General features: G+C 68.9%; 10 protein-coding genes. 9 read left to right on the top strand and 1 reads right to left on the bottom strand.

Annotation, left to right across the window (positions count from 1 at the left end; translation table 11 throughout):
* Positions 1-19: 19 nt before the first annotated feature.
* The 9 genes from HDA44_RS29245 (at position 20) to HDA44_RS29205 (ending at position 11,443) form a co-directional block, all read left to right on the top strand.
* Entirely contained in the window at positions 20-415 is a 396-nt protein-coding gene (locus HDA44_RS29245) for a TOBE domain-containing protein (protein ID WP_184839857.1), read from the top strand.
* Positions 415-1,218, top strand: coding sequence for a molybdate ABC transporter substrate-binding protein (gene modA / locus HDA44_RS29240; RefSeq protein WP_184839855.1), 804 nt, complete (start codon positions 415-417; stop codon positions 1,216-1,218). Before HDA44_RS29245 ends, modA begins: the two co-directional genes overlap by 1 nt.
* A 38-nt stretch (positions 1,219-1,256) precedes the next feature.
* A complete protein-coding gene (gene modB, locus HDA44_RS29235; RefSeq protein ID WP_319036434.1) occupies positions 1,257-2,021 on the top strand; it encodes a molybdate ABC transporter permease subunit in 765 nt (254 codons plus the stop codon).
* Entirely contained in the window at positions 2,018-3,079 is a 1,062-nt protein-coding gene (locus HDA44_RS29230) for an ABC transporter ATP-binding protein (protein WP_184839851.1), read from the top strand. The genes modB and HDA44_RS29230 overlap by 4 nt, the downstream gene beginning before the upstream one ends.
* A 232-nt stretch (positions 3,080-3,311) precedes the next feature.
* Complete coding sequence (gene lanKC, locus HDA44_RS29225) at positions 3,312-5,876, top strand: class III lanthionine synthetase LanKC (RefSeq protein WP_184839849.1); 2,565 nt, start codon at positions 3,312-3,314, stop codon at positions 5,874-5,876.
* Positions 5,877-5,879: 3 nt separating this feature from the next.
* On the top strand, positions 5,880-6,017 hold the full coding sequence (locus tag HDA44_RS29220) for a SapB/AmfS family lanthipeptide (RefSeq protein WP_184839847.1): 138 nt from the start codon (positions 5,880-5,882) through the stop codon (positions 6,015-6,017).
* Positions 6,018-6,165: 148 nt separating this feature from the next.
* The gene (locus tag HDA44_RS29215; RefSeq protein WP_337906542.1) at positions 6,166-8,052 is read left to right on the top strand and encodes a prolyl oligopeptidase family serine peptidase; all 1,887 of its coding nucleotides are present in this window, start codon (positions 6,166-6,168) and stop codon (positions 8,050-8,052) included.
* A complete protein-coding gene (locus HDA44_RS29210; protein WP_238352579.1) occupies positions 8,049-9,725 on the top strand; it encodes an ABC transporter ATP-binding protein in 1,677 nt (558 codons plus the stop codon). Before HDA44_RS29215 ends, HDA44_RS29210 begins: the two co-directional genes overlap by 4 nt.
* Complete coding sequence (locus HDA44_RS29205; RefSeq protein WP_184839845.1) at positions 9,722-11,443, top strand: ATP-binding cassette domain-containing protein; 1,722 nt, start codon at positions 9,722-9,724, stop codon at positions 11,441-11,443. The genes HDA44_RS29210 and HDA44_RS29205 overlap by 4 nt, the downstream gene beginning before the upstream one ends.
* Here HDA44_RS29205 and HDA44_RS29200 read toward each other — a convergent pair.
* Positions 11,422-12,021 carry a response regulator transcription factor gene (locus HDA44_RS29200; RefSeq protein ID WP_337906540.1) on the bottom strand — a complete coding sequence of 200 codons (600 nt, stop codon included), beginning with the start codon at positions 12,019-12,021 and terminating at the stop codon, positions 11,422-11,424. The two genes, HDA44_RS29205 and HDA44_RS29200, sit on opposite strands and share 22 nt — an antisense overlap.
* Positions 12,022-12,085 lie beyond the last annotated feature (64 nt).

The raw sequence follows: 12,085 nt of genomic DNA, 5'->3' as shown, positions 1-12,085 counted from the left end.
CGGAAGTATGCTGTGTACCGTGCCGAATTTGCGGGTGAGCGAAGCGGCCGCGCTGCTCGGAGTCAGCGACGACACGGTGCGTCGCTGGATCGACCAGGGCCGGCTGCCGTCGACACAGGAGAACGGGCGGATGGCCGTCGAGGGGCGGGCGCTCGCCGCGTTCGCCCAGCAACTGGCCGAGACACCGGAGCCGGGCGCCACCACGGCCGCCTCGGCCCGGAACCGGATGCGCGGGATCGTCACCCGCGTAGTCAAGGACGGCGTGATGGCCCAGGTCGAGATGCAGGCCGGGCCGTTCCGCGTCGTGTCGCTGATGAGCCGTGAGGCCGCCGACGAGCTCGGGCTGGAGCCCGGTGTGGTGGCCGTCGCCTCGATCAAGTCCACCCATGTCGTCGTCGAAATCCCGGAGGCCTGATGTCCCGCCGTACCACCCTCGCCGCGCTGGCCGCCGTCGCCGCGCTCACCCTGGCCGGCTGCGGGGACAACTCCGCCGACAAGACCCCGGTCGGGTCGTCGTCGCCGTCGGGCGGCACGAGCAGCAGCGCGCCGGCCGTCTCCGGGACGATCAACGTCTTCGCCGCCGCCTCGCTGACCGGCACGTTCACCCAGCTCGGCAAGGACTTCGAGGCCGCGCACCCGGGCGTGAAGGTGACCTTCAACTTCGGCGGCAGCTCGGCGCTCGCGCAGCAGATCAACCAGGGCGCGCCGGCGGATGTCTTCGCCTCCGCGGCACCGAAGAACATGGACCAGGTGACGGACAAGGGCACCCCGGCGAACTTCGTCAAGAACACCCTGGAGATCGCCGTCCCGACCGGCAACCCGGGCAAGATCACCGGGCTGAAGGACTTCGCCGACAAGGCCAAGAAGATCGCGCTCTGCGCGCCGCAGGTGCCGTGCGGCGCGGCCGCCGACAAGGTGTTCAAGGCCGCCGGGATCACCCCGCAGCCGGACAGCCTGGAGCAGGACGTGAAGGCCGCGCTGACCAAGGTCAGCCTCGGCGAGGTGGACGCGGCGCTGGTCTACAAGACCGACGTGCTGTCCGCGAAGGGCAAGGTCGACGGCATCGAGTTCCCGGAGGCGAGCAAGGCCGTCAACGAGTACCCGATCGCCACGCTGTCCAAGGCGCCGAACGCTGATGGCGCGAAGGCGTTCGTCGACTTCGTCCTGTCCGACAAGGGCAAGGCGGTTCTGACCGCGGCCGGCTTCTCCGCACCGTGAGTCGTCGTGGCAGGAGTACGAGTGGGCGGCTGCCCCTCGTGCTCCTGCTGCCTGCACTGATCGGTCTGGCGTTCCTGCTCGTCCCACTGATCGGCCTGCTCGCCAAAGCGCCGTGGTCGACGCTGCCGGACCGCCTGTTCAGTGCGGACGTCTGGCAGGCACTGAAGCTGTCACTGATCTGCGCTACGACCGCTACCGCAGTCTGCCTCGTGCTAGGCGTACCCCTGGCGTGGCTACTCGCTAGAGGCGGACTGCCCGGCCGAAGTGTGATCAGAGCCTTCGTGACCGTCCCACTGGTGCTCCCGCCAGTAGTAGGAGGCGTTGCGCTGCTACTGGTACTCGGGCGGCGCGGCCTGGTCGGCCAGTACCTAGATGCCTGGTTCGGGATCTCGCTGCCGTTCACCACAGCAGGCGTGATCGTGGCAGAAGCCTTTGTAGCCATGCCGTTCCTGGTGATCTCTGTCGAAGGCGCACTGCGTGCAGCAGACCCACGGTACGAAGAGGCGGCCGCAACGCTCGGTGCGAGTCGATGGACGACCTTCCGGCGCGTGACACTGCCGTCCATCGCTCCCGGGATCATCGCGGGGACCGTACTGTGCTGGGCCCGCGCACTGGGCGAGTTCGGCGCGACCATCACCTTCGCCGGGAACTTCCCAGGCCGTACGACGACCATGCCTCTTGCCGTCTATCTCGCACTGGAAACAGACCCCGATGTGGCGGTCGTACTCAGTCTGGTGCTCCTACTGGTGTCAGTGGTCGTGCTGGCATCGCTGCGCGAGCGCTGGTTGGGCGGTCTGCAATGACCTTGTACGCCGACCTCCAGGTCACCCGTGGCCCTTTCGAACTGTCCATCGACCTGACCGTGCAGCCTGGTGAAGTAGTCGCGCTACTTGGCCCCAACGGCGCCGGCAAGACGACTGCACTTCGCTCCATCGCCGGACTGCTCGCGTTGAACGGCGGACGCATCGCACTCGACTCCACCGTCTGGGACGAACCGCCACGCACGTTCCGTACGCCGGACCGCCGCCCAATCGGTGTCGTCTTCCAGGACTACCTACTCTTCAACCACCTCAGCTGCCTGGAGAACGTCGCTTTCGGCCTGCGCGCTCGCGGTGTGGACAAGACCGCTGCCAGAACAACCGCAGCCCGCTGGCTGAAGACAGTCGGCCTAGACGCGTACGCCCGTACGCGCCCACGTGCTTTGTCGGGCGGCCAGGCACAGCGCGTCGCACTGGCCCGTGCACTGGCCACCGAGCCCGAGCTGCTCCTACTGGACGAACCGCTGGCAGCCCTCGACGCCAGCACCACCCTGCACGTACGCGCCGAGCTCGGCCAGCACCTGCGCCGCTTCGAGGGCCGCACCCTGCTGGTCACACACGACCCACTGGACGCCATGGTCCTTGCAGATCGCCTCGTCATCATCGAGAACGGCCAGGTGGTGCAGGAAGGCAAGCCCACCGAGGTAGCCCACCGGCCGCGCACCGACTACGTAGCCCAGTTGGTAGGCCTCAACCTCTACCGAGGCGCTGCAACGAGCACCACAGTCGTACTGACCGACGGCGGCACCATCACTCTCGCTGAACCAGCTACCGGCCCAGTACACGTCGCGTTCCCACCTACCGCGGTCAGCCTCTACCCGGAACAGCCCGCCGGGAGTCCGCGTAACACCTGGCCTGCTGTGGTCACCGGTATCGAACAGCACGCCCACACCGTTCGCGTACGCCTCGACGCGTCACCGGCCGGCCCGAAGGACCTGCTCGCCGACATCACCACGGCCGCAGTCGCCGAGCTGCACCTGACGCCCGGTCAGCCGCTGCACGCGACCCTGAAGGCGACCGAGGTCCACACCTACCCGGTGTGACCACGACTCATCCGGTACGAAGTTACGCCCCGTGACGCGGTTGTCGCGGATTGACATCTTGTTACGGCCCGATTCACGCTCAGGACGCGCGATGACGTAACGAAGAGTGTTTATATACTCACTCGTAGTGTGTGCATTCTTCACATCAGAGTGATGACATCGTGCACTACGCCGACCCCCGGCCGGGCGCCCAAGATGTGGCGGGGCACCACGAAAGGGGGGTCGGACAGTCATGCACGAGAGTTACGAGTTCTACTGCCTAGCGGACCGGCGGTTCTACGAGACGCCGGCGAACCGTGGTGCCGAGCATCCGGACTTCGCGATCGCCGAGCGCCCGGTGCCGGAGGGCTGGCAGCACGTGCCGGGCGAGCAGTGGATGCATTACGCGCCCGCCGGACTCCGGCTGCCCGAGCAGGGCTGGAAGATCCACGTGTCGGCCCGGCTGCAGGACGTGGAGCGGACCCTCGACGCGATCTGGGCGTACTGCGTCCCGCGCGGCATCGCGTTCAAGTTCCTGCGCAACGAAGCCGTCCTGCTGATGGTCAACTCCAAGGCCGCTCCCCGCGGGTCGAGCGGCAAGCTGGTGACCATCTACCCGACCGACGAAGCCCAGCTGGAGCTCGTCCTCAAGGAGCTCGACGAGGTCCTGCACGGCGTCGAAGGCCCTTACATCCTGAGCGATCTGCGCTACGCGGACGGTCCGCTGTTCATCCGGTACGGCGCGTTCGTCAGCCGCTACTGCCTGTCGGCGACCGGCGAGCGGGTGCTCGCGATCGCGGACGACCACGGCAACCTGGTCCCGGACCACCGCGGCCCGACGTTCGTCACGCCGCCTTGGGTGCGGCTGCCGGACTTCCTGCAACCGCACCTCGACGCCCGGAACGCGGTCACCACCAACGACCTCGCATACACCATCGACGGCGTCATCCAGTTCTCCAACGGCGGCGGGGTCTACCTCGGCCATCACAACGAGTCCGGCGAGCGCGTGGTGCTCAAGGAAGGGCGTCCGTACGCGGGCCTGGACATGGCCGGCCGGGACGCCGTCGCCCGAATCGCGCACGAACGCGACATCCTGGAACAGCTCACCGGCCTCGACGCCGTACCGCGGACGCATGACTATCTGCAGCTCGGCGATCATCACTTCCTGGTCCAGGAGCACATCGACTCGGTGTCACTGCAGCGGGAGCTGGTCCGGCGTTACCCGCTGACCCACCCGGACGCGACCGCCGCGGACAAGGCGGCGTACGCCGAGTGGGCGTCCGCGATGGTGACGAAGGTCGGCGAAGCGGTCGGGCAGTTGCACGAGCGGGGCGTGGTCTTCTGCGACCTGCACCCGGACAACCTGCTGCTGGACGTGAACGGCAAGCTCACGCTGATCGACTTCGAGGTCGCGACCAAGGCGGAGGACCAGGCCCGCTCCACCCTGGCCCATCCCGGGTACGCCGCTCCGCGGGACCGGCAGGGCGTCGACGTCGACCGGTACGCGCTGGCCTGCATCGCGCTCGGCGTGTACGCCCCGCAGGCGACGATCCTGCTGAATCTCCATCCAGGCAAGGCCTTCCAGCTCGCGGACATGATCGCCAGTACCTTCCCGGTACCGCGCGCCGAGCTGGACGAGGCCGTCCGGACGATCGTCGGATCGAGCTCGGCGAACGAGCTCGAAGACCTCCCGCTGCCTGGTCAGTCCGAGTGGACCGACGTACGCGCCGCGCTGACCAAGTCGATCGTCGCCGGCGCGACGCCCGAACGCACCGACCGGCTGTTCCCCGGTGACATCGCGCAGTTCCGCGACGGTGGTGGCATCGACCTGGCCACTGGCGCGGCCGGCGTCCTGTACGCGCTGGCCAAGACGGGTGCGGGACGGTTCCCGGAGTACGACGACTGGCTACGCAAGCGCGCCATCAGTACGGAGACCGGCCCCGGCTTGTACGACGGACTGCACGGCGTCGCGCACGTACTGGACGAGCTCGGCCACCGCCAGGACGCACTGGACCTCGTCGACCGCACGCTCGCCGACGACTGGAGTTCCCGCGAGCTCGGCATGCACTCCGGCCTGGCTGGTATCGGTCTGAGCCTCCTGCACTTCGACACCGAGCCGGCGCTGCGCGCGAAGGCGGTTCGCGTGCTGGACCTGGTAGCCGACCGGCTCGGCAGCGACGTACCGGAGATCAGCGGCGGTCAGTACCCACGAGCCGGCCTGATGTACGGGTCGTCCGGCCCCGCGCTGCTCTTCCTGAACGCGTACGAGCTGCTCGGTGACACCGGCCTGCTCGACCTGTCCGAGATCGCGATCCGGCAGGACCTGAAGCGGACCGTACTCACCGAGGACGGCATGCGCCAGGTCAATCAAGGCTGGCGCACGCTGCCGTACCTCGAAGAAGGCTCCGCCGGTGTCGCGCTCGTGCTGGCGCGCTACCTGCGCCACCGCCCGTCCGAAGAGCTCGCCGCGACGCTCCACGAGCTGCAGCGCGTCACGCACTGTTCCTTCTACGTCCAGCCCGGTCTGTTCATGGGGCGCGCCGGTCTGCTTCTGACGGCCGCCGCACTCGGCGAGGACCAGGCAACCGTCGACGACCTGGTGCATGGTCTCGGCTGGCACGCGATGCCGTTCGAAGGCGGCCTCGCGTACCCCGGCAACCAGCTGTTGCGGTTGTCGATGGACCTGTCCACCGGATCGGCCGGCGTCCTGCTGGCCCTGGGCACCGCGCGGCATGACGCGCCGGTGACCCTCCCGTTCCTCGGACCTCCCCAGTGGTCCGAGTCTCCATCCCGACGAACCGCACCGAAGGAGGTGTAAAACATGGCACTTCTCGACCTTCAGGGCCTCGAGACCCCGGGTTACGGCCACCACGGCCACCACCACGGCGGCTCCACGCTGACCGTGCTGGGCTGCGCTTCGCAGACCCCGAGCAACCTGAGCCTGCTGCTCTGCCACTGATAACGGCACCTGTTATGCCAGGTAGTGAGGCCCTGGGTGGGCGGCATACCCACCCAGGGCCGACCTGTCTCCGGCCTCCTGCCAGCCGGCACTCCTGTAGCCCAGCGGCCCGGTGCTCGTTGAGTTGGTGGACGGAAGGAGAAGTGAGGTGATCGATTCCGTGCAGTCGCATCCATGCGCCGAGCGCTTGCCGCTCGTGGAGCAGATGCACGGTCGTACCGTCGCGGACCCGTACCGCCGGCTCGAGGACCCCTCGGCCGCCGGCACGCTGCGATGGCTGCAGGACCAGGACGACCACTGGCTCACGTACGCCGGGACGCTGACCAACCGGTTCGGCTGGAAGAACGCTGTCCGCCGCCTGTCGAACGTCGGCAGCGTCTCCGCGCCGGTCCGGCGCGGCGGCCGCAGCTTCACGCTGCGCCGGGCAGCCGACCAGGACCACGCGGTGCTGTACGTCGACGAGACACCACTGCTCGACCCGAAACAACTCGACCCGACCGGGCTGACCACGCTGGACGCCTGGCAGCCCACACCGGACGGCAGCAAGCTCGCGGTGCAGCTGTCCCGGGGCGGAGATGAACGCTCGACGCTCTCCGTACTGGACGTCGCCACCGGTCTGACCATCGACGGCCCGATCGACGGCTGCCGCTACTCCCCGATCGCCTGGCTCCCGGACGGGACGTCCTTCTACTACGTCCGCTTCCGCCAGGTACGCCACCACCAGCTCGGTGTCCACGACGACAGCATCGTCCTCGACGGCGAGGCGTCGTACGGCCTGGAGATCAGTGCCGACGGTCGATGGCTGACGATCTCGGCAGTACGCGGTGCAGGGAACGACCTGTGGCTCGCTGATCTGACCACGGACGCACCGCCGGCGTACGTACCGCAGGATGCCACCACAGTCATGTCAGTCGGTCCGGACGGCCGCCTGTACGTCGTGACCACGCAGGACTCCCCTACTGGGCGGATCTGCGTCGGCGACCCCGCTGAGCCGACTGTCTGGCATGACTACATTCAGCCGAGCGGTCCACTGACTGGTCTGGCCGTGCTGGACGAGGTAGTACTGGTGGGCACACTGAGCGAGATCACAGTGCATGACCGCGAGACCGGTCTGTTTCGTAGTGCAGTGGAGTTGCCCGGTCTCGGTTCGGTTGGGTCACTGAGTGCAGCTGGCGACCAGGCCTGGTTCACGTACACCGACAGCGTCACGCCGCCAACGGTCTGCCGCTATGACGCCCGTACTGGGCAGACGGCGTACCAGAGCGAGGCCCGGGCCTCTGTGGAGACGCACAGGCTGACCACGAGCTCCGGTGTGGAACTACAGATCATCGGCAAGCCCGGTCCGCGCCCCACCATCCTCTACGGGTACGGCGGGTTCGGGCAGTCACTAACACCGACGTACTCGGCTTTCGCACTGGCGTGGGTCGAGGCCGGTGGCACTTTCGTCACCGCAGCGGTTCGTGGCGGTGGTGAGCGCGGCACGGCCTCGCACCAGGCCGGTACGCGCCGCAACAAGCAGAAGGTCTTCGACGACTTCATCGAAGCAGCCGAGCACCTAATAGGTACGGGCTGGACGACACCAGATCAGCTAGCGCTCTGTGGTGAGTCGAACGGCGGACTACTAGTCGCCGCCGCACTCACGCAGCGCCCTGAGCTGTTCGCAGCAGCTGTCTGCTCCGCGCCGCTCACTGACATGGTCCGCTACGAGCAGTCCGGCCTCGGCGCACGCTGGACCGCCGAGTACGGCTCTGCCCAGGACCCCGATGACTTCAACTCACTGCTGTCGTACTCGCCGTACCACCAGGTGACGGACGGCGTGCAGTACCCGGCCGTACTGCTCACCAGCTTCGGCAACGACACCCGCGTGGACCCCTTGCATGCAAGGAAGTTCTGCGCGGCGCTCCAGTACTCAACCGCATCGCACCGCCCGGTGCTGCTGCGACACGAGGCCGATGCGGGTCACACCACCGGCGGCATCAACCTCGCTGCCGACATGCTGGCCTTCATCGCCGACCAGACCGGCCTGAGCACATGATCACCTTTGGCTCGGAGCGCATGCTCACCTTCGGTGGGGTCGCCAAGCATGGGCGCGGCTGGCTGCCGTTGATCGGACTCAACGCGCTGATCGGCAGTGGGGTGACACTCGCGCTGCCGACGGTCCTGGGGCGGTCGGTCGATTCGATCGTGGCCGGTTCCGGCTACACGCGCTGGCTGGTCGTCGCGGCCTCGCTGATCGCGCTCGGGGTCGCGGCCAGCATCGTGGACGCGTTCGCCGGGGCAGCCTGTGTCGCGGAGACGACCGCCTGGCTCCGGCGCCGATTGGTCAAGCACGTCGTACGCGGCGGTCCGGACGGTGCCCGTGAGTTCGAGACCGGCGATCTGGTTACGCGTGTCTCTGCCAATGCGTCAGATGCGGCGCAGGCCGGCCCGGCCGCGGTGACGGCGATCGCCGCGATCGCTCCGCCGGTCGGGAGCCTCGTTCTGCTCGCGTTCATCGACCCGTGGCTCGCGGCCGCGTTCTTCGGCGGGGTGCTGCTGGTCATCCTGGTGCTGTGGACGTTCGCCAAGCGGACCGCCGACGTCAGCCTGGCCTACCAGGAGACCCAGGGCCGGATCGCCGCGCTGCTGTCCGAGTCGCTCACGGGCCTCCGCACCATCACGGCCGCCGGCACGGCTCAGCGCGAGGAGAGCCGCATCCTCGCGTCGCTGCCCGAGCTGCACCGGCACGGCGTCGTCACCTGGCGCATCCTGGCCCGCTCCGGCGCCCAGGCCGCGGTGGTCGGCCCGCTCGTACTCGTCGCTGTCCTAGCCGTCGGTGGCCTGCAGCTCGTTTCAGGCCGGATCACCGCAGGCGACCTGTTCGCCGCCTCGCAGTACGCGGTCCTTGGCGCGGGCCTCGGCAACCTGACCGGTGTGCTCGGCGAACTGGCCCGCGCCAAGGCAGGCGTACGCCGGTCCGCGGAGGTGATCACGATCGAGCACGTCCCGCACGGCACGCTGCCGTTGCCGGCCGGTCCGGGACAGCTGACCTTCGACCAGGTCAGCGTGGTCGCCGACGGGAATGTCCTGCTGGACAACGTGAATCTCGACCTCCCCGGCGGGCTGACCGTCGCAGTGGTCGGTCCGAGTGGCGCCGGCAAGTCGGTGCTCGCCGCGGTCGCCGCACGGCTGCGGGATCCGTCGACCGGCCAGGTCTCCCTGGACGGCGTGCCACTGCAGGCAGTCAGCCGGCGCATCCTCCGGAAGGCCGTCGGCTGTGCGTTCGAGCGTCCGCAACTGGTCGGCCGGACCATTGGCGAGGCCATCGATCCGCACGCGGTCAGCCCGGTCCGTACGCTCGCCGCCGCCCGCGCCACGCACGCGCACGACTTCGTCAGCCGGCTGCCCGACGGCTACTTCACTTCGTTGCGCAAGGCACCGATGTCCGGCGGCGAACGGCAGCGCCTCGGCCTGGCCCGGGCCTGGCCCGCCGGCCGCCTGCTCGTCCTCGACGACGCCACCTCCAGCCTCGACACCGCGACCGAACGCCAGATCAGCCGCACCCTGACCGAGGACCGGCAGCACCGCACCCGCCTGATCGTCACCCACCGCCCCGCGACCGCCGCCCGCGCCGACCTGGTCATCTGGCTGGACCAAGGCCAGGTCCGCGCGATCGCCCCCCACGCCGACCTCTGGCACAACCCCTCGTACCGAGAAGTGTTCGGATGAAGCGGGAGCTGGCGTACGGCGCGTGGGCGGTGCGGAAGCGGGCGGCGCTCAAGTTGGTCGCGTGGTCGGTGCCGGAGATTCTGCCGACCGCGGTGTACGGGATCGCGGTCGCGCGGGCGACCGACAGCTTTCTCGGTGGGCACGCCTGGCAGGGCATCGCGTGGCTCGGTGGGCTGGTCGCGACCGCCGGTCTGGGGTCCGCGGGCGCCCGGCAGGTGTACGCGCGACTCGGCGACCTGGTCGAGCCGCTGCGCGATGACCTGGTACGGCGGGTGGTCGGCGGAGCGATCCGGTCCGGGGACGACGGATCGGTCGCGCGGCTCAACCGTCAGGTCGAGATCGTCCGGGACACGTTCGCGGGCCTGGTACTCGTCCTGCGCAGTTTCGCGGTCACGCTCTTCGGCGTACTGACTGGGCTGCTGTCGCTGGCCCCACTCGTGGCGGCATTCGTCGTACCGCCGTTCCTGATCGGGTTCGCGTTGTCCCTTGCCGTGCTGGGGATGGCGGCCGATCGCGTTCGTGCATCGCTGGCAGCGGACGAGGAGCTCGCGACGGCGGCCGGGATGGTGTTCGGCGGGGTGCGCGACATCACCGCGGCCGGCAGCGAGGAGTACGCCGAGTGGCTTGCCGGGCGGCCGATCGAGGCGCAGGCGGCGGCGGAGCGCGCGCTGGCGAAGGTCGCGGCGCTGCGGACGTTGTGCTTCGCGGTCGGCGGCTGGCTGCCGTTGCTGATCCTGCTCGCGACCGGTCCCTGGCTGGTCGGGCGTGGGGTCAGCACCGGTACGTTGCTCGGCGGACTCACGTACGTCCTGATCGGTCTGCAACCAGCTTTGAACACGGTGATGAACGCGCTCGGCGACAGCGGCCTGAGGTACGTGATCACGCTCGGCCGGATTCTCGACACGTCACCGGCGGCTGACGAACCGCGGCCGATCGACAAGCTGACCGGGTACCAGGTCGGTATCCGCGAACTGACCTTTGCCTACGGACCGAACGCCGAGCCGGTCCTGGACAAGCTCGAACTGACGATTCCCGAAGGTGATCATCTCGCCGTCGTCGGACCGAGCGGAATCGGCAAGTCGACCCTGGCCGGCCTGATCTGCGGAATGCTCACGCCGACCGGTGGCCGGCTTTCGCTCGGCGGCGCGGCACCGACCGAGGTGACCACGCGGCAGCTGGCCGCGACCCGGGTGCTGATCCCACAGGAGGCGTACGTCTTCACCGGCACCGTCCGCGCCAACCTCAGCTATTTGTTGCCAGAAGCAACTGATGGGCAGCTCGACAAGGCAGTGGACGCGATCGGCGCGACCCGCCTGATCGACCGCATCGGTGGTTTGCAGGCTGACGTCCGGCCGAGTGAGTTGTCGGCCGGGGAGAAGCAGCTGCTCGCGTTGGTTCGCGCGTACCTGTCGCCCGCGCCGCTGGTCGTACTGGACGAGGCGACCTGCTTCCTCGATCCGGAGGCGGAGCGGCAAGCCGAGGAGGCGTTCGCCCAGCGTGACGGGACCTTGGTCGTGATCGCGCACCGGATCAGCTCGGCGCTGCGCGCGCGCCGGATTCTGGTCCTGGACGGCAACAAGGCCTCGCTCGGCACCCACGCCGGCCTGCTGCGGACGTCACCGCTCTACCGCGACCTCCACGGCAACTGGGCGCCGACCAGCCAGAACACGCCGCCGGGCACGAGCCAGGGCGCGACTCAGATCCAGCCCGCGTCCTGAGCCTTCCGGATCGCCTCGATCCGGCTCCGCGAACCGGTCTTCGCGAGAATCCGGGACAGGTAGTTGCGGACCGTCCCGGCGCTGAGGCTGAGCGTACGGGCGACCTCCTGGGCGGTCGCGCCGGTGGTGACCTGACGCAGCACCTCGCACTCGCGATCGGTGAGCGGGTTGTCACCCGCTTTCAGCGCCGCCACCGCGAGGCGTACGTCGACCACCGGCAGGCCCTTCGCGACATCGCGCACTGCTTGCACCAGTTGGTCGGTGGTCGAGTCCGTTGCTATCAGCCCGATCCGCGGTGCCTGTTTCACCAGCGCCAGGCTGGTCGCCGCGATCGCCTCGTGGTCGATCAGCACCAGTACGCCCCGGCCGGCCAGCTTGCGGCAGAGTTCCTCGATCCGGATGCGGCCCGGCAGTTGTGGATCGAGCACCACGACATCCGGCCGCCGGCCGGCCACCGGCAGCACGTCGTCCGAGCTGTCCAGCTCCGCGACCACGTCCAGGTCGTTCTCCCGCGCCAGCACCGCGGCCAGTGCCCCACGCACCAGCACACCCCGATGCCCGAGTGCCACTCGGATCACCGCACCTGCCCCCAATACATACCGTCGCCGCATCCACCGCGCCCCGGAACCCAGCGACCGGACG

The sequence above is a fragment of the Kribbella solani genome (assembly GCF_014205295.1).
Taxonomy (GTDB): Bacteria; Actinomycetota; Actinomycetes; order Propionibacteriales; family Kribbellaceae; genus Kribbella; species Kribbella solani.
The sequence above is the reverse complement of the archived record's forward strand: the minus strand, read 5'-3'. Positions and strand labels throughout refer to the sequence as shown.

Coding starts and splice junctions, on each gene's coding strand:
- modA (WP_184839855.1), top strand. CDS start 415: ATGTCCCGCCGTACCACCCTCGCCGCGCTGGCCGCCGTCGCCGCGCTC.
- HDA44_RS29230 (WP_184839851.1), top strand. CDS start 2,018: ATGACCTTGTACGCCGACCTCCAGGTCACCCGTGGCCCTTTCGAACTG.
- HDA44_RS29205 (WP_184839845.1), top strand. CDS start 9,722: ATGAAGCGGGAGCTGGCGTACGGCGCGTGGGCGGTGCGGAAGCGGGCG.
- lanKC (WP_184839849.1), top strand. CDS start 3,312: ATGCACGAGAGTTACGAGTTCTACTGCCTAGCGGACCGGCGGTTCTAC.
- HDA44_RS29210 (WP_238352579.1), top strand. CDS start 8,049: ATGATCACCTTTGGCTCGGAGCGCATGCTCACCTTCGGTGGGGTCGCC.
- HDA44_RS29220 (WP_184839847.1), top strand. CDS start 5,880: ATGGCACTTCTCGACCTTCAGGGCCTCGAGACCCCGGGTTACGGCCAC.